This is a genomic window from Peribacillus sp. NPDC101480, assembly GCF_050277335.1.
Lineage (GTDB): Bacteria > Bacillota > Bacilli > Bacillales > DSM-1321 > Peribacillus.
In genome coordinates this window covers 577512-597158 of record NZ_JBNNSB010000003.1, presented here as the reverse complement: position 1 = coordinate 597158, position 19647 = coordinate 577512, and the positions used below count along the sequence as shown (strand labels likewise).

Annotated in this window: 15 protein-coding genes and 1 riboswitch; of the genes, 2 read left to right on the top strand and 13 right to left on the bottom strand. The window is 40.9% G+C overall.

All coding sequences use genetic code 11. The features are described from left to right. Window positions 1–116: 116 nt before the first annotated feature. Window positions 117–1337 carry a PucR family transcriptional regulator gene (locus ACQKMF_RS14175; protein ID WP_427573741.1) on the top strand — a complete coding sequence of 407 codons (1221 nt, stop codon included), beginning with the start codon at window positions 117–119 and terminating at the stop codon, window positions 1335–1337. Window positions 1338–1481: 144 nt separating this feature from the next. Here ACQKMF_RS14175 and ACQKMF_RS14170 read toward each other — a convergent pair whose 3' ends face one another. The 13 genes from ACQKMF_RS14170 to ACQKMF_RS14110 all read right to left on the bottom strand — a co-directional run bounded on the left by ACQKMF_RS14170 (window position 1482) and on the right by ACQKMF_RS14110 (window position 17891). Further along, window positions 1482–2579 carry an NAD/NADP octopine/nopaline dehydrogenase family protein gene (locus tag ACQKMF_RS14170; protein ID WP_402943990.1) on the bottom strand — a complete coding sequence of 366 codons (1098 nt, stop codon included), beginning with the start codon at window positions 2577–2579 and terminating at the stop codon, window positions 1482–1484. Window positions 2580–2750: 171 nt separating this feature from the next. Then, window positions 2751–4181 (bottom strand): sodium:solute symporter family protein, encoded by a 1431-nt coding sequence (locus tag ACQKMF_RS14165; protein WP_402943987.1) that lies wholly within the window; start codon window positions 4179–4181, stop codon window positions 2751–2753. A 150-nt stretch (window positions 4182–4331) separates the two neighbouring features. Then, a complete protein-coding gene (locus ACQKMF_RS14160; RefSeq protein WP_427573738.1) occupies window positions 4332–5552 on the bottom strand; it encodes a CdaR family transcriptional regulator in 1221 nt (406 codons plus the stop codon). 278 nt (window positions 5553–5830) lie between these two features. Then, window positions 5831–7483 carry a glycerol-3-phosphate dehydrogenase/oxidase gene (locus tag ACQKMF_RS14155; RefSeq protein WP_402943982.1) on the bottom strand — a complete coding sequence of 551 codons (1653 nt, stop codon included), beginning with the start codon at window positions 7481–7483 and terminating at the stop codon, window positions 5831–5833. A gap of 532 nt (window positions 7484–8015) precedes the next feature. Beyond that, entirely contained in the window at window positions 8016–9506 is a 1491-nt protein-coding gene (glpK, locus tag ACQKMF_RS14150; RefSeq protein ID WP_427573735.1) for a glycerol kinase GlpK, read from the bottom strand. A gap of 22 nt (window positions 9507–9528) precedes the next feature. Further along, window positions 9529–10353, bottom strand: a complete 825-nt coding sequence (locus ACQKMF_RS14145; protein ID WP_427573733.1) for an MIP/aquaporin family protein — start codon at window positions 10351–10353, stop codon at window positions 9529–9531. A 226-nt stretch (window positions 10354–10579) separates the two neighbouring features. After that, window positions 10580–11122 carry a glycerol-3-phosphate responsive antiterminator gene (locus ACQKMF_RS14140; RefSeq protein WP_048683275.1) on the bottom strand — a complete coding sequence of 181 codons (543 nt, stop codon included), beginning with the start codon at window positions 11120–11122 and terminating at the stop codon, window positions 10580–10582. 171 nt (window positions 11123–11293) lie between these two features. Then, window positions 11294–11722 (bottom strand): hypothetical protein, encoded by a 429-nt coding sequence (locus ACQKMF_RS14135; RefSeq protein WP_427573730.1) that lies wholly within the window; start codon window positions 11720–11722, stop codon window positions 11294–11296. Window positions 11723–11930: 208 nt separating this feature from the next. After that, window positions 11931–14186: an arylsulfatase gene (locus ACQKMF_RS14130; RefSeq protein ID WP_427573728.1), complete on the bottom strand. Its 2256-nt coding sequence runs from the start codon at window positions 14184–14186 to the stop codon at window positions 11931–11933. Window positions 14187–14202: 16 nt separating this feature from the next. Further along, window positions 14203–15030: an ABC transporter permease gene (locus tag ACQKMF_RS14125; protein WP_427573726.1), complete on the bottom strand. Its 828-nt coding sequence runs from the start codon at window positions 15028–15030 to the stop codon at window positions 14203–14205. A gap of 14 nt (window positions 15031–15044) precedes the next feature. Next, on the bottom strand, window positions 15045–15821 hold the full coding sequence (locus ACQKMF_RS14120; RefSeq protein WP_427573724.1) for an ABC transporter ATP-binding protein: 777 nt from the start codon (window positions 15819–15821) through the stop codon (window positions 15045–15047). A 100-nt stretch (window positions 15822–15921) separates the two neighbouring features. Further along, window positions 15922–16932 carry an ABC transporter substrate-binding protein gene (locus ACQKMF_RS14115; RefSeq protein WP_427573722.1) on the bottom strand — a complete coding sequence of 337 codons (1011 nt, stop codon included), beginning with the start codon at window positions 16930–16932 and terminating at the stop codon, window positions 15922–15924. A 14-nt stretch (window positions 16933–16946) separates the two neighbouring features. Then, window positions 16947–17891, bottom strand: a complete 945-nt coding sequence (locus ACQKMF_RS14110; protein WP_427573720.1) for a formylglycine-generating enzyme family protein — start codon at window positions 17889–17891, stop codon at window positions 16947–16949. A gap of 416 nt (window positions 17892–18307) precedes the next feature. Then, window positions 18308–18409: riboswitch (SAM riboswitch) on the top strand. 83 nt (window positions 18410–18492) lie between these two features. Here ACQKMF_RS14110 and ACQKMF_RS14105 point away from each other — a divergent pair. Further along, window positions 18493–19596, top strand: a complete 1104-nt coding sequence (locus tag ACQKMF_RS14105) for a 5-methyltetrahydropteroyltriglutamate--homocysteine S-methyltransferase (RefSeq protein WP_427573718.1) — start codon at window positions 18493–18495, stop codon at window positions 19594–19596. Window positions 19597–19647: the final 51 nt, after the last annotated feature.

The following is a 19647-nucleotide window of genomic DNA, read 5'->3' as shown; positions in this document are numbered from 1 at the left end:
AACGGTATTTTTCATATACCGTTCCTTCTTTTTTCTTCCCCCTATACACATCATCCGTTTAAAAGTATTATTAAACTAAGTTGTCATATACTTCAAAAAATAACAGGGGGCCATATATGTCATTAGAAAAAATTCTGACTATCACAAACATCAACGATATAACGGATATGGTCAGCACTTATTTAAAAAAACCAGTCGTCATCGAAAATGACCAATTTTTATTGCTGGCATATAGTTCATATTATATCGAACACTTCGACCAAGCCAATCGGCAAACCATCTTCACAAAGCATTGGCCGATTCCAATTCTGGAAAAATTCATGGATGAGGGCATTGTCGAACAGCTTAAAACCGTGGAGCATCCATTTAGGGTGAAACAAATGGAGGAAATCGGTTTAAATCAAAGAGTCGTTGTAAGCGCCGTTCACAAAGGACAGGTCTTCGGATTCATTTGGGTCCAAGAAACGGAAATGATGACTGAATCCGATTTAGAATTTTTACATGAAGTTTCCCATCATATCGGCAAGCTCCTTTATCAGAAAAAACAGATAAACATGAAAAAAGATGAAGAAAAAAATGAATTTTATCAAAAGGTCATTGACGAAGTCTATCAAACGGAAAATCAAATAAAATGGGAAGCCGCTAATATGAGTCTTCTCATTCCGGAAACTTTCCTTGTCAATGTCTTTACAATCGCTCAATCCGATGCGGAACATTTCGATGAATTAGCTGATACTGTAAGTCTATTCGCCAATGCATTAAATCATTTTACCCATGTATTCACAAACCAATTGAAGATCATCGTTTTGATTGGCAGCAACGGAAAAGGGAAAGACCTGCTTACCGATAGCGCCAATGATTTAACGAACACCGTTCTTTCCCAATTCAATGACAAAAAGGTATTCCCGGGAATCGGAAATGAGTATTCTTCGATTCTTCAATTAAGAAAATCCTATCTCGAAGCCCTGGAAGTGATCAACGCAGCCAAGTTCATCGGTGAACCTGGACAGCTTCCCTTCCAATATAGCAAGCTTGGGATTTTCCGTTACCTCGAAATGATCTCCAACCATCATACTAAAACGAATTATATCAATACGGATTTAGAGATTCTTCAAAAGAAGGACCAGGAAAGCCAGACCAAACTCCTTCAAACACTGGAAATATATCTGTTGAACAATTGCCGGATCAAACCGACAGCTGAACAGCTATATATTCATACCAACACATTGAAATATAGATTGAATCAAATAACCGATCTCACCTCCATCGATTTTGATGACTTTCATTCGAGAATGCAGCTATACATCGATTTACAGCTTATAAAGCAGAGATCTTAAAGAGCATCGCCAATTTTTGGGTTCGGGAGATTAAATAAGCTAAGGAGAGAAGAAACGCGGCTAGGTCTGCCGTATTCTTCTCTCCTTATACATGTTTCACCTATCGTCTTTCTAAAGGGTTAGTACGATTTTTCTGGACTCACCTTATACGGAAACTTTAGGCGTCCCAGTACGAACGAAATCCATGATTTCCTCTTTTGATAGTTTGCTAAGACCCAGAGTTTCAATCGTTCTTCCACTATTCGGTGTGCCCCCAACAAGAATTTCCCCCAAGGTGATCATGGAATCCATCACTGGTGTGTCTAATCCAATATGGTCGGCAATTGAAGCGAATGTTCGCAAACCAAAAGGAATATCTTCGGATAAATAACGTGATTGTAAAGAAGTCGGTCCTTTAATCGGTGTCAAACTGCGGCTTCCATTTAACACTTCCCAGGTTGTTCCTTTTGGGCCATACCCTGATGTATGGAGAAGTTCAGCGATTGTCCTCAGTTCCAAACCAAACCACTTACCAATCTCCAATCTTTCTTGATCCAACTGCTCCATCACCCGAATGACGGATGGGGTCATCCCTTCTTCGTATATATAGAATTCCCCGTTTGAACGCTCAATTCGACCAGCATTCAAAATGGTTCCAGGCGGATGATCGATTGGGTTCATACTGCTCAAACCAGCCTCAAGCACATTGCTGACAGGTGTGATGGATAAAATATCAGCAAGCAAAGCCGTTGCCCAGTCAGTACGGATGGAAGGAAACACCCCTATTTGCACATTGATTTTCACATTTACCCTTACTTTACCCGGTCCCTCAAGTCTTGTCGCATACGGAAGGGTATCCGATTCAGCCAGCACAACATCCTGATTCACCCCTAATTCATTCCAGATCCTCACAAACTCCAAAGATCCCAGCGTTCCTGGCAGGAGAACAACCAATTGATCTGAACTCACTTTATCCGCCAATAAATTCGCATAATCTTTATGCGCAAAAGCTGGTACTGCAACAAGGATGATTTCTGCCCCTTTTAATGCTTGGTCGATGTCACTTGTGACCATCGCTATTTCTGCTGTTCCATTTAACACCTCACCAAGGCATTCAATCCTTTTCGTTGCAAATACATGCTTCATGGCATGACTGAATTTCTCCACTTCAAATAGTCGAACTTCATGTCCAGCCAAACTTAAATCAGCCGCTAATGTATGTCCTCCGTTACCTCCACCTAAAACAGCCACAGATCTTTTCATGTACATTACCCCTCCATATCTTTTTGTCCATATTTCATGCTTGAAATTGTTCTCTACGTACAAATCTTTTTTCACTTCTTTATGACATCCTCTATATAATGTTTTGTACAAACTATACCTGTCATAATGGTGACTACGATTAATAACGATGGAATGAAATAAAGCAGAAAACTATATAACATCATTTTCAATCAGCTCCTTATCCACCTTATTTGCAGTTTTTTTCGCTTCGTTGTTTTTCGTTAGTGAAAGGGCGATAAAAAAGGCAATTGCATTACCGATGAATCCCGGAACGACCCCAGATAAGCCAAAAGGTTCATGCAGGGCAAAGGTCCAAACCAACGTGATGACTGCCCCAACGATGATTGAGCATATACCGGCCGCCGCACTACGTATCTGCCACATGATTCCCATCACCAATGGGCATACGATGGTCGGAGCCCAAAGGTAATAAGAATATTCCAAGGCCGCGATTATACTTGGAACATTGATAGCAAAAATTAAAGAAGCGACCCCTACGACCACAGTCAAGACTCTTCCCATGAATAATTCTTGCTTATCCGATATTTTTTTCCTTCTAAGATAAGGATAGATGTCCCTCATGAAAGAAACCGTCGTTGCATTTAAAAAGGAGCTTGCCGTGGACATGATTACCGCTAATAATGCAGCAACTGCCAATCCAGTCACACCAACAGGCAAAAGCTCTTTCACTATCGTTGGCAAAGCATTATCGGTTTGAATTCCAGGGAATAACACATAAGCGATTAAACCTAGTGAACCTGTGATGAAAAAGAATCCAAAAGAGAAGAAACCCGAAATGATATAGCCTTTCCTGGCCGTTTCAGGATCTTTTGACGAGAAAACCCGTTGTGTGTAAGGAGGAATCAGCGCTTCTCCTAAGAGAAAGGTGACGAACAATCCAATAAAGGTAGCTAGTTCCCAATTGCCCAAAAGGGTAAAATGAACATCAGGGATTTTTTCGATTAAAGTTTCAGTACCGCCCACCGCAAACAATCCAATGATAAGAGAAAGAGGTAATATGACACCTAGCAGGACAAATTGAACGACATCCGTTTGAATGACCGCCATGACTCCTCCAAAAGAAGTATAGAGAATCACCGATCCCATCCCGATCAGGATCCCAACGATCGGAGGTATATCTAGAATTACATTCAGCATGGTTCCTAACGCTAAAGCCTGACCCCCTATAATCCCCGTACATAATCCCACCGAGAGAATCCCCGTCACTAACTTCGCTTTTTTTCCATAATGCCTTTCCATGATATCCCCAACGGTTTGAGCTCCTTTATAGGTTTTTAACCGTGGTGCAATAAAATAGCCAATTAATACACTTGCAATCCCATACGCACAAAAAGCGAACATAAAGACATACCCATCTTTATAAACATTTCCCGCCATTCCAGTTGAGGCCCCTCCACCTAATACAGAAGCTGCCAAACTGGCAAAAAGAATGGTCCAAGTCACTTTCTCTCCTGCAACATTATAGTCTTTAACGGTTTGTATACGCTTACTTGTTTGGTATCCGATAATGCCTATGATTGTGAAATAACCCACGACAAAGATCCAATCTACAATTCCCATACCCCTTCCCCCCTTAATTCTATTATTTCAAATCAGTTTCTCCCTCTCCCTAATTTGAATTATAGAGGTTCGGTGCCTCTCAAGGCATCGTAATGACCGCCTAATTATCGCTTTATAAATGAGGCGATGGATTGTGCTATCAGCACAAAGCTAATCCGCTTTTCTTTCCGGTTCAAGTATCTGCAGCAGTTTAACCGCGAGATAAAGCTCCAACGCCTCTTTGAAGTTCCGCAGATTACTTCCTGTTATTTGTTCTATTTTGTTCAATCTATAAAATAAAGTATTACGATGGATGTTCAATTCCTTGGATGAATTAATCGGACTTAAGCTAGATTCACACCAAGCTGTAATCGTACGGAATAATTCATCATGATCCGGGTACTCTGTTAATTTCGTTATGGTTTCTTCGACAAAATGCTGTGCAGTACTTTTATGTATATAAGATAACAACTCTTCCAAAACAAAATCTTTTATATAAAAAATATCCGGGTGATCCGTCATTTTCTTTCCGATTCTAAGTGCCCTCCAAGCAGCATGGTAGGATTCATTCAGATCGGTTAAGTTACTTCCAATGGTTCCTATGCCGATTGATGCGTCAATTCCCAACTCCTTTAATACTGTAATAAGCAGCTTGCATTTCTTTTTAATCATTTCAGGACTAGCTTCATCATCGATTTCACCATTCAGCATATGAAAGACAACATATTTATCAGACCCCAAAGACACCGTTATATCCTGATTATTCGAGAAGATTTTTTTTATTTTTGATTCTATGTTTATCTTTAAAGATTGAATATATATTTCAGGTGAATCCATCTTTAAAGCTTGGTGATGAATTTCGCTGGTAATGTGATTAAATTGAAAGAGATCGATAACAAGCGTTATCCGGGGCGGTTTTAAATCATAACCCAATTCCCTGCCGCGAGTCAGCAGTAACATTTCATCAGTTTGGTCATGGTCAAAAGCGGCTATTTCCTGAACGAGACTCTGTAATGCCCGTTCACGCAGCAGGGAAGATTTATTGACGATTTCCTCTCGCAATAGGATTTCGGCATATTTTTTAGCTAACATCCCAAACTTCGATACTTCATTAGGATATCCCGTGATGCCTAATGTCCCAACATACTCCCCTGATAATTCAATAGGGATGGTTATTCCAGGTTTCACTCCCTTCAATGTACTCGATACCACTTCATTGTGAGTCATTTCCTTACGACGAAAAATGGCTCCAAGAGAAGCCTGATGCAATGTGCCGATTCTCGACTTATCGCTTGAACCAAGAACCATTCCGTCTTTATCCGTGATAAGTACATCATGACCGATTACTTCACTGGTTATGTTCACAATTTCTTGAGCTAATTTGGCTAACATATAATCCCCCCTGGTTATCGCAAAACTATAACAAAGCTGTTTTCTCATGTATCTTCTTATATTAAATATAAGGGCATTTTCCTTCAAGAATCATTTTCCTTGTCGCCGTTCTATTCACCTCTCCCAATAATCAACGTTATTTATCTTCCTTTAAAGTAATACGCGCTGGTTTAGTCAGAATTAAAATGGCTGGCCGCTAGGACCATGAGAGAAAGAAGAAAAGGGCTAATGAAAAAAACGCCAGCGATTCCGCCGGCGTCATGTTTTTTGCATATTGGTCAAGATACTTTAATCGCACCCAATATTTCCTGTTCCAATTGATTGGTTCTTTCCATTTTTGTTGATTCCGTCCATCCAAAATAACCAGCCATATAATCGATCACTGCATGTTTATGAGTTTGGACTAAATCGATATCGAATAACAGTGTCCCCGTCCTGCGGAAAAAGAAATCCACTGGAGTTGCGGCCATTTCATGATCTAGTGCGTATTTCAGCTGTACGAACAATTTCTTTGGAAGGCCGCTGTTCGCTCCTCCGTCTCCTTCGTTTTTGGCGATATCGAATAACACAGGTGCGTTGGACCCGTACATGGCCAATATCGCTTCGGAATCCTTTACAGCGAGTCCTGAGTCTACTCCCATTTGAATATGTTGCTTGATATAATCGGAGAAGTTGCTTGATCCCCCGACATCCCCTCCGGAAATCGGCATGCCTTTAGTGCTGCTGGCTGGGTAAGTTTTATTGGATTGCTCGGCAAGCTTCCCTGCCAAAAGGTCGACCGTCGTTTTTGCCATTTTACGATAACCGGTCAATTTTCCTCCCGCAATCGTGATAAGGCCAGAATCGGACTCCCATATTTCATCTTTCCTTGATATCTCTGAAGGATCTTTTCCTTCTTCAAGAATCAACGGCCTTACCCCAGCCCAGCTAGATTCGATATCATCATCCGTAATGTTCACTTCCGGAAACATATAATGTATGGACTTTAATAGATAGGCACGGTCTTCGGAAGTAACGGTAGGCACAGCAGGATCACCATCATAAAAAGTGTCCGTAGTTCCTACATAAGCTTTACCGGCTCTCGGGATGGCAAAAATCATCCGGCCATCAGGCGTATCAAAATAAAGCGCCTGCTTCAACGGGAACTTCGATTGGTCGATGACCACATGAACACCCTTGGATAACTTCAGCGTTTTCCCTTGTTTTGATTGGTCCTTCTCACGAATGGAATCCACCCACGGTCCCGCTGCATTAATGACTTTGTCTGCGTATATTTCATAAGCATCACCTGAAAGTAAATCGGCAACTTGGACGCCGTTCACCTTACCATTTTCATATAACAATTTTTCTACTTTTGTATAATTTATCGGTGTTGCTCCTTTATCGACAGCCGCCTTCATGACTTCAATCGTAAGACGTGCATCATCTGTCCGATATTCAACATAATAGCCTCCGCCCTTCAGTCCCGCTTTCTTAACGAGGGGCTCCCTTTTTAGTGTTTCATCCGCAGAAAGCATTTTCCTGCGTTCAGCTTTTTTAACCCCAGCAAGGAAATCATATACCCGAAGTCCAATCGAGGTACTGAATTTCCCGAAGGTGCCACCTTTGTGCATCGGTAACAGCATCCATTCCGGCGTGGTCACATGCGGTCCATTTTCATAAACGATTTCTCGCTCTTTACCAACCTCGGCAACCATTTTTATTTCAAATTGCTTCAAATACCGCAATCCGCCATGAACAAGCTTTGTCGAGCGGCTTGAAGTACCTGCAGCAAAATCCTGCATTTCAACCAAAGCCACTTTCATCCCACGGGTCGTTGCATCCAGGGCGATCCCTGCACCGGTAATTCCCCCACCAATGACAACCACATCAAATTTCTCTTTTTTCAGAGTTTCGACCGTTTCTTCCCGATATATATTTGAAAACCTCATGCCTGACTCCTCCTTTAAGTATTGCATTCTATTGTTTTTTGTATGAATTGGCGCTGTTCACTCGTGAATTCTGCACTTTTACTCATGAATTCGCGCGGTTTACTCGTGAATTCACACTATTTACTCGTGAATTCGCGCTTTACTCCTGAATTCACACGATTTACTCGTGAATTCGCGCGGTTTACTCGTGAATTCACACGATTTACTCGTGAATTCTGCACTTTTACTCGTGAATTCGCGCTTTACTCGTGAATTCACACGTTTTACTCGTGAATTTTGCACTTTCACTCGTGAATTCACACGTTTTACTCGTGAATTCGGTCAATATATTCAATTGATTCATTTGTTCGCATAGTTTATATAGATATTAATATCCCTAATCTGCCATTAAAAACAAAAAAAGAGACCATAAATGCACATTATCGAATTAACGATAACGCATTCATGGTCTCTCCTGTTCTCCGGCCGAGTTATTAACTTGATTTCATTATAGCATACTCCATCTCATTTGAGAAAGAATACATCTTGTTTTTTATTTAAACGCCATAGCGGCATGTACAGCTTTTTTCCAGCCTTCATATAATTTTCCACTATCTTGCTCTTCCATGGATGGTTTAAAGGTTTTATCTACCGCCCATTGCTGGGAGATTTCTTCTTGATCCTTCCAATACCCGACAGCAAGGCCAGCTAAGTATGCAGCACCTAATGCTGTAGTTTCGTTTATGGTAGGCCTCTCGACGGGCACACGTAATAAGTCGCTTTGGAATTGCATCAAGAAGTCATTCTTGACTGCCCCGCCATCCACTCTTAATGTCTGCAGCTCGATTCCTGAATCCGCCTCCATTGCATCAAGGACATCCTTCGTTTGATACGCAAGTGATTCAAGTGTGGCACGAATGAAATGCTCTTTAGATGTGCCGCGCGTCAAACCAAAAACGGCTCCCCGCACTTCGCTGTCCCAATATGGAGTTCCAAGTCCTACAAAAGCCGGTACCACATATACTCCATCCGTACTTTCCACCCGTTTTGCATAGGCTTCGCTGTCCTTGGCATCATGCAGCATCCGCAGTCCATCGCGCAGCCATTGGATGGCGGAGCCAGCTACGAATATACTGCCTTCAAGTGCATATTCGACCTTCCCATTCAATCCCCAAGCAAGGGTCGTCAATAGTCCGTGTTCGGAGCTGACAGCCTTGGCTCCTGTATTCATGAGCATGAAACAGCCTGTTCCATACGTATTTTTAGCCATTCCTTCATTAAAGCAGGCTTGGCCGAATAATGCTGCCTGCTGATCACCGGCTGCCCCTGCAATCGGAATCGATTGGCCGAAGAAATGATATTCGATCGTACGTGCATATTCCTCAGAGGAAGGCCTCACTTCCGGCAGCATCGACTTTGGAACAGTCAATATCTCGAGCAGTTCTTCATCCCATTTCAGTTCATGGATATTGTACATCAATGTCCGGGATGCATTGGAATAGTCCGTTACATGAGCCTTGCCTCCTGATAGCTTCCAGATCAGCCAAGTATCGATGGTACCGAATAACAGCTTTCCTTCATCCGCCTTTTGTCGTGCCCCTTCTACATTATCAAGGATCCATTTCACTTTCGTTCCGGAAAAATAGGCATCTATCAACAATCCCGTTTTATCCCGGAATAGATCATTAAGTCCCTTTTCCTTCAAATCATCACAGATTTCACTTGTTTGCCTGGACTGCCATACAATCGCATTATAAACAGGGTTACCTGTTTCCTTATCCCAAACGACTGACGTTTCACGCTGATTAGTAATCCCGATACCGGCAATTTGCTCTGGCTTTACACCGGATTCAGATAGTACACCGGCAATCACCGCCAAGATCGATCCCCAAATCTCATTGGCGTTATGCTCGACCCAGCCTGGTTTAGGGAAATGCTGCGTGAATTCCTTTTGGGAGGAATGGACGATTTCCCCCTTTTCGTTAAATAAAATCGCCCGCGAACTAGTTGTTCCCTGATCTAATGATAAAATGTATTTTTCCATTGTGTATGCCCCTCCTTTTAATTTAACTGGCGATATTTCTGCTTTCCAATTCATGTGACTGTTTTTTACCAAAAGCATAGGCTAATATCAATAGTACCAGGCTTGCACCCAAAACAGACCAAAATCCTGCTGTTATTTCCCCCATAAAGAATGCTTTATAACAAACGGCACCAAGTGAACCCCCTACAATCGGTCCAATGACCGGAATCCATGAATAGCCCCAATTGGAATTGCCTTTACCGGGTATCGGCAGCAAAAAGTGAGCGATGCGCGGCCCCAGATCGCGGGCCGGGTTAATGGCGTATCCTGTCGTTCCGCCAAGAGACATCCCAATCACGACAATCAATAACCCGACTGCAAATGGGTTTAGGCCCTCTGTAAAATCATTGGCACCTATAAATAATAATCCAAGAACAAGGATGAAAGTTCCAATCATCTCACTTAATAGATTTGAAAATGTGTGCGGGATCGCAGGTGAAGTCGCGAACACACCAAGCTTCGCTCCTGGATCATCCGTAGCTTTCCAGTGTGGCAAATAGTGCAGGAATACTAGAGTCGCGCCCAGGATTGCGCCAATCATTTGGGCAACGATGTAACCGGGCACATCACTCCAAGGAAATTCTCCAATAATGGCAAAACCTACTGTGACCGCCGGGTTTAAATGTGCCCCGCTTATGGACCCTACTGCAAAAACCCCCATGGTAACGGCCAACCCCCACGCAATCGTGACAACAATCCATCCGGCATCCTTTGCATAGGAACCCTTTAAGGATGAACCAGCCCCAATACCTGCTCCGAATACAACTAATATCATCGTGCCTAACACTTCTCCCCAAAATGGAGTCATGATAAAACCCCTCCCCTGTTAAATTATTAAACCTTGCCAACAAATAAAAGGAGATCCACAGCAGAACTATCTTCATAAATAAATTATGAATAGATCTGTTGTGAATCTCCTAGTCTCCGTCACATATATTAACTTGTACTGTAAAATATACTAGGTTATGAAAACGCTGTCAATATTTTGTGAAAAATTAATCTATTTTTCTGTAATTTTTTTCAATTTTCCCCTATTAGACGATATCCCATAATTCAGTTTTGGATGTGGTGATCGACGAAGCTCCAGCATCAAGGGCATTCAGGACTTCATCCGAAGTACGTATGAGGCCGCCTGCAAAAATCGGTGTCTGCAATCGTTCCTTCACTTCTTTTATCATCCATGGCATGGCGCCCGGCAATACTTCGATATAATCCGGCTTGGTTTTCTGCACCAGCTTATAACTTTTCTCAAGCGCATGTGAGTCTATTAAAAAGATTCGCTGGATGGCAATGACCCCCTTTTGCTTCGCCTTCAATATAACGCTTGATTTAGTCGAAATCAGCCCATAGGGATTATATTCCTGACAAATGAATTCTGTCGCGTACTCATCACTTCTTATGCCATGGATCAAATCGACATGATAAATCATTTTCTTATTATGTTGTTTTGCCATCATACTTACATTTTTCAATTGTGATATATGCAAATCAAGAAACACACCTATTTCATAGGAACTTTCTAGAAATCTTTCAAAATCCTTCATGCTTGCTGAAGCAGGCAAAATCTTTTGATCCATCATTATCCTCCTCATTCCCAGAAAAACTCAAAACTTCAAGTTATTTAGTATATTTTAAAGAGCTTGATTTATCAATCACATTTTTTTCATGACAATCTCACAATAACACTAACATACCTGGCACTCCCTTTATAGATTGCGGATAAGGTTGTATGTAAAATATCCCTTAACTCATAAAGAAAGTTTCATTATCAATGCACCTTCGACAAGTTCATACGATTTAATTGTGCCCACCGGAATTTTTCTCACGATGTTCCAAGCATTAACATTCATTTTGATCGTTCTTTTTTCAAATTCAAAAAATGGCGGTCTGTTAAATATCCTTTGGTTGATGAAATTCCTGTCAACTGGTTCCATTTCCACTAATTCAAATGAAATCGTTCTTTTTTCCACATGAACCGGTTTTAATGTAATCCGGAAAGCTACATTTTTCTTAAACATCATTTTTTTCACTTCCATCGTTCCGGAAAGCACAATTTGCTTCGGCGTAATCTCGACTTTAATATCCTGACAAGATGATTTCATTTTTATGATTCTCTCTACCATGGCTTCAGTTACCGATATCGGTATGCCACTTTTGAATGGACTGAATGTACTCATCCTCGCATTCCCCTCCTGCCATGCATATAAAACGTCGGTTATAGCATATGCCGGGTTTCCCGATGCAGTTAACATTCATCTTCCTGATCATATAATAAATTTTTACCAAACGGAGAGGTTGCCAATACTTATTCATAACAGGTTGACGAATAAAACAAAACAAAGAGCCAGTCACTCAAAATGAATGGCCGGCTCTTTTCCCTATAGGTTATTCGATCGCTAATTCTTTTTTAATGATTTCCTTTAGGTTTCTTTGATATTTTTCGGTATGGATACTCACCTTTTTGAGTCGATCAACTAGTGAAAATGGCTCTTTATAATGAGGGGTAATATAGCTTGATTCATTATGTCCAATATGAAGTAGCCCATCAAAGAATCCAATGGAATCAATATCTCCAATAATTCCCTTTCCAATATGTATATCATTTGAATATAAGCGGATTTCTCCTTGATTGCTTTTCAATATTTCATGTTCGACCTTAAGTTGTTGATATCCTGCTTCCAGCCTTCCCTCAGAACGAACGAGATACTTTTTAACATTTTTATGGTTAAAATAAAAATGCAGTTTCCCTTCCTTAATGAAGATGCTGATCCCTCCGCTATTTTCACCGTGTGCAAAAATGACGCCTTCCGTTCCTGAATCCATAAGTACTTCTGCTGTGATTTCAAAGTTTTTGTTTCTTAAATCCGGTGCAACCGAACCCCGAAAAGGGACACTTGATGGATAAAACACTTTGAAAGCAGGCTCAGAAGATTGAGGTTTCAGCTTGGTCATGCCTTCAAGTTTCTTATCTAATGAGCGGCCATCTAAAGGCAGCACACCATATTTTTTTGCTTCTTTCCACCATAGGTCAATTAGCTCTTTAAGCTTCTGGGGATAAATCGAAGCTAAATTGTTCAATTCCGTGAAGTCTTCGTCTGAATGATATAATTCCCACTCGTCATTCTCAAAGTCACCATTAGGAGTATGGGCGGCAACGGCTTTCCAGCCATTATGCCAAATCCCACGATTCCCTATCATTTCGTAATATTGGGTTTCCTTATGGGTTCTTTCTTCACTATCTAATGTGTAAAGCATGCTTGTTCCATGAACAGGCTGCTGTTTGACTCCTTTGACCTGTTCAGGCATATCGATTTCCAGTAACTCTAAAATGGTAGGGACGATATCCGTTACATGATGATATTGTGTACGAATCGTTCCAGGATGTTTGATTTTCCGTGGATATCTGATAATTAGAGGATCTCTTATCCCGCCTTCATGGACATATGATTTATACCATTTAAGAGGCGTGTTGCCCGCAAAAGCCCAACCTTTCGGATAATGATTATTCGCCATCGGTCCGCCGATTTCGTCCAGACGGGTCAGTTTGGATTCTAACGTTTCCGTTGCACCATGCCAGGAATTAACAGTACCTTCCTCTCCACCCATAGCACATGCACCATTATCGGAAAGCAAAATGAATATAGTGTCATCCAAGCGATTGATTTCTTTCAGAAATGAAACGAAGCGACCGATGTGATAATCAGTATGTTCCAAAAAGCCGGCAAATGCTTCTTGAAGACGTGCATACAGTTTCCTCTCATCTGCAGATAGCGCATCCCATGCTTTAACATCGTGATTCCGTTCTGGTAATATTGCATTTTCAGGGACAATACCCAACTCTTTTTGACGTTCGAACCATTGCTCACGAATCGCATCCCACCCCTCATCGAATTTACCTTTATAATGATCGATAAATTCTTTAGGCGCATGGTGTGGTGCATGAGGTGCCCCATATGCCAAATAAGTGAAGAATGGTTTATTTGGAGTTTCAGATGTTTGATCTTTAATATACGAGATTGCTTTCTCCGTTAAATCCTCTGTAATATGGTATCCATCCTCTGCCTTTTTGGGTTGGCGGATCCGATGGTTGTCTTCCACTAAATCCGGGTTCCATTGATTCGTAGCTCCTGGTAAAAAACCGTAAAATCTTTCGAATCCCCGTCCGAGCGGCCAGTTATCGAAGGGGCCCGTATTCGTATGCTCTTTTCCGGGAGTTAGATGCCATTTCCCCACGGCAAATGTGTTATAACCGTTTTCCACAAGCACTTCACTTAGTAAGGCACTATCTTTTCTAACCTTCCCACGGCTGTGCGGAAAGCCGCTATCATATTCAGCTACAAAGGATACACCTGCAGAATGGGGATTCCTTCCTGTTAATAAGGCCGCCCTGGTCGGAGAGCAAATCGCGGTTGTATGAAAGTTGTTATAGGCAAGCCCTTCTGAAGCCAAACGATCAATATTGGGTGTTGAAATAGAAGACCCATAGCATCCTAATTGCGAAAATCCAAGATCATCCAAGAGAATGACCACAACGTTTGGTTTCTTATCTGAGGTCTTTGAAGTATCAGGCCACCATGGAGTCGATTCTTCTACTGTTTTAGCTATTTTACCTAGAAATGTTTCATCTTGATACGTACTCATTTTCATACCTCATCCCTTATTTTTTTACAACGTCATATCTCTTCAATACGATTTTTCCAAATTGGGTAAACACTCGGTCCATAATGAATCCCATCAAGCCAAGTATGACTAGACCAACGAAAATCCAATCCGTTTTAAAGTACAATCGTGCATTCCAGATCATGTACCCGATTCCTTCATTTGCCGCAACCATCTCTGCACCAACAATGGCCATAAATGAGGATCCCATCGCCAATTTTGCTCCAGTGAAGATATATGGGAGGGACGCAGGTATAATGACATGGAACATGATCTGTAATTCCGATGCCCCCATACTTCTCGCTGAACGAAGTTTATCTTCTTCTATCGCCAATACACCAGTCATTGTATTGATTACGACAATAAAGAAAGTTGCATACATAATCAGAAAGATTTTCGATTGCTCACCAATTCCAAACCAAAGCATGAATAACGTAATAAATGCCAGGGGGGGGATAAAGCGAACAAAATTGATTATGGGGTCAAATAGTGCTCGGATAACCTGAACGCGCCCTACTAATAACCCAATCGGGATTGCCACGATATTACCTAACGTCCAACCTGTAATGACCCTTAAAAAACTTACCCACATATATAAAAACAGGGAACCATCCTTACTAAGATCGATGGCACCTTGCCAAACGGCTAGGGGACTCGGTAAAAATTGAGGGTCAGAGAAGCTTGCAGCCATGCTCCAAATCAAAAGAACGATAGCCCAGGCGATCATTCCACTTTTCACTAATTTCTTAAAGAAGGCAGGAACCTTCTTCTTTTTTCGAGGTTGAGATGCCTCTTTTTTTATGATTTCCTGTCCCAATACACTCATGTTTTTATCTCCTATCAATCAAAATGTGCTTGAATGTTTTGATAAAAAAGATTGAATTCTTTATCGGTGAACATTCTTGGATATGGCAAGGGAATATCATATATATCCGTAATTCGGGAGGATGGACCAACAGACATGACACCAATGCGATTACCTAGTAATAATGCTTCCTGAATATCATGTGTTACAAAGATGACCGTTTTATTTGTTTCTTTCCAAATTCGAATCAATTCTTTTTGCATCGTTCTTCGGGTCATTGCATCGAGTGCCCCGAAAGGTTCATCCATTAATAAGATGTCAGGATCATTAGCTAATACCCTTGCTAATTGCACGCGCTGTTTCATCCCTCCAGAAAGCTCTTTAGGGAACTTCCCTTCATGACCCTTTAAGCCAACAAGTTCAATGAAATAAGAAGATTTCTCTTCACGATTCGATTTAGGTGTTTTCTTCATTTTCAATCCGAATTCGACATTTTCCTTAACAGTCAGCCATGGAAATAGAGCTGCATCTGCTTGTTGGAAAACAACACCTCGATTGCTTCCGGTCTTGTTTACCTCCTCTCGGTCCACGATAAGTTTCCCGGAAGTTTTTTCAATGAATCCAGCAATCATGCTCAATAAAGTGGACTTTCCGCATCCGCTTGGCCCAAGTAAGATAAAGAACTCACCGCTTTTTATCGTCAAATCTATATTCTCAAGGACGTAATGACTATTTTCATTGAAGGATTTCGATAAATCGGAAATTGAAATCGCAATAGGTGACTTCATTACTTCGTCAATTACTGTACTCATATCACTTCACTCCTTTTAATTGACAGAAAAAACTTTGATGCAGCACATCCTGAACCATGTCATAAACGAGAATATCAACGACAGATATGGCTGCATTTTTCTAGTAAGTGACGGATTCAGGCAATGCTTTTTTTAATGGCTCAAGAGCTAATTTTTCTTTCAATTCATACGAATCTTGTAATATTCCTTTTTCTTCAAGCCATACTCTCATATCCTCGAGGTGAACGGCATCTTCCTTTGTAAATCCTAAAACATAATTTGTTCTTTCTAGATCCTTAAGTGCATCTTCTTCTGGTATTTTCAGCTGTTCGAATGCCAGTTTTGCAGTTTCCCCTTTATGGCCATCCACATAGTCAACTCCTTCAGATAAGGCTTTCAATGCATGTTCAAGAGATTTTGGATTTTTTTCAACAAATGATCTTTTTGCAAGAAGATAGCTATCAATCGTCACTCCTGCACCAACCAAATTATCAAGTTGATTTACTTCATCAATTTCCTTAAATGTATCTGTAAGTGCACCACTAACCCAAACAGCATCAATATCGCCTTTTTTCATTCCAATAATCGCTTCGTCAGGCGTACTGTATGGAACATATGTGATATCTTTTTCATTGATTTTATTAGCTTCTAAGTATTTAGCCCACACATATTCATAGACAGTTCCTTTTGAAACTCCTAACTTTTTCCCTTTTAAATCACTTGCCGATTCAATATCCCCTTTAACAAGTAGCTGGGTTTCCTTGGAGGAATCCTCTTTCCCTCTTGTCAGTGTTCCTAAAATCACCATATCCCCTTTACCTAACGAGTTTAACAAGGCGTAATCTGCAGCTATTCCAGTATCAGCTTGTTCTGTTAATACAGCATTAACCGTGTCAATTCCCATGGCAAAATTGGTAAGCTTTGCTTCTACGCCGTAATTTGAGAAGTATCCCTGTATCTCTGCCGCCCTGAATTGAAGTGAACCACCTGCTGCAGTATCAATAGCCATCCTTATAACGTCACTGTTAGGTGCACCAGCATCTTCTGAAGGAGATGAGGAACATCCAGCGATAAATAAAATGTTTAACATCGAAATAACAACCAATAAAGACCTCAAATTTTTCATGTTCATATCCCCTATGGCACTTATTTTTTTAAGTTGGCAACACATCTAAAACCCATATGCCCTGTAGAGCTGTCAATCATATTATAAGTACGGGCTGAAATCCTATAACGATTACAATATGATCGATGGCATAGATAGGATCCGCCTTTTATCAGTTTTGCAAAAGGATCGGGATCGAGGACTTCACTTCCATGTTGAATTGAAAATGTATCCTCGCACCATTCCCACACATTCCCCGACATGTTATAAAGGCCAAAATCATTCGGTTCAAAGGTATCAACAGGAGCCGTTCCTAAAAATCCGTCTTCTACCAAATTTTCGTTTGGAAAATTGCCTTGCCAAATATTACAGTGATGCTTTCCCCCTTGGTGCAACTCATCCCCCCAAGGATATTTACGATTTACCACTCCACTGGCAGCAGCATATTCCCATTCCGCTTCTGTCGGAAGTCTTTTTCCAGCCCATCTACAAAACGCTTTGGCATCATTCCATGACACATGGACGACCGGGTGGTGAAAGCGATTCACGATTGAGGAATCCGTCCCTTCCGGATGCTTCCAGCAAGCATTTCGAACAGCTATCCACCAAGGTGTTTTTTCGGCTGCCCCCACCATATCCCGTTCCATTCGTTTGTTGACAAACAAGTTAAAAACAAAAGACCATCCATATTTCTCCGCATCTGTTACATAACCGGTATCCTTTATAAAACAATAGAATTGTTCATTTGTTACGGCGTATCGGTCCATGTAAAAGGACTCAATCTTTACTGTTCGTGGTGGATATTCACCATCTTCTCTTGAACTATCTTCATCACTTGATCCTAGTAAAAATTCACCTGCTTGTATCAAAGACATATTATAGAAATCGTTTTTCTTTGTCGGGATCGAATCAAGGTCAGTTTCAATTGAAAGAAAATTCCGTCTTTTTAATACAGTACAGCATGATTTCATATTTGTTGTTTTCATGTTTCCACTCTCCAATGAATCTTCTCCTAGGCACTGCTTATGCCTGTATTATCACAATTTTTTCCGAACAAAAAAGGACACAGAAATGTTGTAATGAACAACAATTCAGTATCCTTTGGTTGACCAATTGGATAATCCAATTTTATTCTCTTTTCTTTATGCAATTTAACAATAAAACATAAATACTCATTAATCAAGTAGGTTTAATTATTTTATTTATTTTTTTCAGTCTTCCCTACTAATCGTTGTTTTAAAAAACCACGTCTAAACCTGATCTAAAAAGTGGTATAAAAAGCCGAATACAGAAAATGATCATGCCAGGAACCGAGTAATAAACGGTATATTCGAAATATTCAACCTCCAACTCTTGACCTTTATAAAAACTACCTGTATAGTCATAGTTAATTTAATAGACACTCTTATCCAGAGAGGTGGAGGGACTGGCCCTTTGATGCCTCAGCAACAGACTATTCATGTACTGTGCTAATTCCAGAAGTTTAAAAACTTGAAGATAAGAAGAGTATATAGCTTTGTTGCCAACACCTCTTCTTATTTTTTAAGAAGAGGTTTTTTATTTTTAAAAGGAAAGAAGGAATGCAACATGTCAATCACATTAACGAAAGCACCATTTAGGGCCGATCACGTCGGAAGTTTATTAAGACCGGAACGTTTACATATTGCCAGAAAGCAATTTAGGGAGGGTACCCTTTCAGCAGAGCGGCTTCGTGAAATTGAAACCGAAGAAATCAATCGGATTGTCGATAAACAAATTGAAGTTGGATTGGAGGCTGTTACGGACGGCGAGTTCAGACGAACATGGTGGCACTTTGACTTCCTCGAACAATTAAATGGCATCGAGGGATATGTGACTGAAAAAGGTCTCACATTCGATGGTGTGGAAACAGAGAGATATAACGTTCGCAATACCGGGAAGGTTTCATTCAATCCTGAACATCCCTTCATTAGTGATTTCATTGAATTGAACAAAATCGTGAACGGACGTGCCGTTGCTAAGCAAACCATTCCCAGTCCGAATCAGTTATTTGCTGCAGGTATTCATAATGAAGACATCTACCCTGATATTGAAGATTATGCAAATGATATCATCAAGGCGTATCAGCATGCTTTGAAAGCCTTTTATGAAGCAGGTGTGCGTTATCTTCAATTGGATGATGTATATATTGCCAGACTTTCAGCTCCAGATTTCCAGTTCAAAGATGGAAAATATACGAGGGAACAGTTAATTGATCTTGCACTTCGTGTCATTAATGGAGCATTGGAAGGCAAACCAGAAGACCTTGTCGTCACTACCCACCTATGTCGCGGAAACTATCAGTCGACTTGGGCGTTTGAAGGAAGCTATGCCCGTATCGCTCCAACTTTATTGGCAAAAGAAAAAGTGGATGGATTCTTCTTGGAATATGATGATCAACGCTCAGGGGATTTCAAACCATTGGAATACATTCCAAATGGCGGTGCACAGGTTGTACTGGGGGTCGTCACTTCAAAAAATGGGGAAATCGAAGACAAGGAAGCTGTTAAGGCACGCATTAAAGAAGCCTCGCACTTCGTTCCTCTCGAACAATTATGCTTAAGCCCTCAATGCGGCTTCTCCTCCACCCATCACGGCAACAAGCTAACCGAAGAACAGCAATGGGAAAAGCTGAAATTCGTCGTTGATGTAGCAAAAGAAGTGTGGGAATGATTCATCTTTAAATGTAACGTAAAAGCTAGGCATTAGGCAGGCCTAGCTTTT

Excerpts from the sequence above, each read along its gene's own strand:
- ACQKMF_RS14155 (WP_402943982.1), bottom strand. The coding sequence starts at position 7,483 with ATGAGGTTTTCAAATATATATCGGGAAGAAACGGTCGAAACTCTGAAA.
- ACQKMF_RS14120 (WP_427573724.1), bottom strand. The coding sequence starts at position 15,821 with ATGAGTACAGTAATTGACGAAGTAATGAAGTCACCTATTGCGATTTCA.
- ACQKMF_RS14140 (WP_048683275.1), bottom strand. The coding sequence starts at position 11,122 with ATGGATCAAAAGATTTTGCCTGCTTCAGCAAGCATGAAGGATTTTGAA.
- ACQKMF_RS14125 (WP_427573726.1), bottom strand. The coding sequence starts at position 15,030 with ATGAGTGTATTGGGACAGGAAATCATAAAAAAAGAGGCATCTCAACCT.
- ACQKMF_RS14175 (WP_427573741.1), top strand. The coding sequence starts at position 117 with ATGTCATTAGAAAAAATTCTGACTATCACAAACATCAACGATATAACG.
- glpK (WP_427573735.1), bottom strand. The coding sequence starts at position 9,506 with ATGGAAAAATACATTTTATCATTAGATCAGGGAACAACTAGTTCGCGG.
- ACQKMF_RS14135 (WP_427573730.1), bottom strand. The coding sequence starts at position 11,722 with ATGAGTACATTCAGTCCATTCAAAAGTGGCATACCGATATCGGTAACT.
- ACQKMF_RS14115 (WP_427573722.1), bottom strand. The coding sequence starts at position 16,932 with ATGAACATGAAAAATTTGAGGTCTTTATTGGTTGTTATTTCGATGTTA.
- ACQKMF_RS14165 (WP_402943987.1), bottom strand. The coding sequence starts at position 4,181 with ATGGGAATTGTAGATTGGATCTTTGTCGTGGGTTATTTCACAATCATA.
- ACQKMF_RS14145 (WP_427573733.1), bottom strand. The coding sequence starts at position 10,353 with ATGACTCCATTTTGGGGAGAAGTGTTAGGCACGATGATATTAGTTGTA.
- ACQKMF_RS14160 (WP_427573738.1), bottom strand. The coding sequence starts at position 5,552 with ATGTTAGCCAAATTAGCTCAAGAAATTGTGAACATAACCAGTGAAGTA.
- ACQKMF_RS14170 (WP_402943990.1), bottom strand. The coding sequence starts at position 2,579 with ATGAAAAGATCTGTGGCTGTTTTAGGTGGAGGTAACGGAGGACATACA.
- ACQKMF_RS14130 (WP_427573728.1), bottom strand. The coding sequence starts at position 14,186 with ATGAGTACGTATCAAGATGAAACATTTCTAGGTAAAATAGCTAAAACA.
- ACQKMF_RS14105 (WP_427573718.1), top strand. The coding sequence starts at position 18,493 with ATGTCAATCACATTAACGAAAGCACCATTTAGGGCCGATCACGTCGGA.
- ACQKMF_RS14110 (WP_427573720.1), bottom strand. The coding sequence starts at position 17,891 with ATGAAAACAACAAATATGAAATCATGCTGTACTGTATTAAAAAGACGG.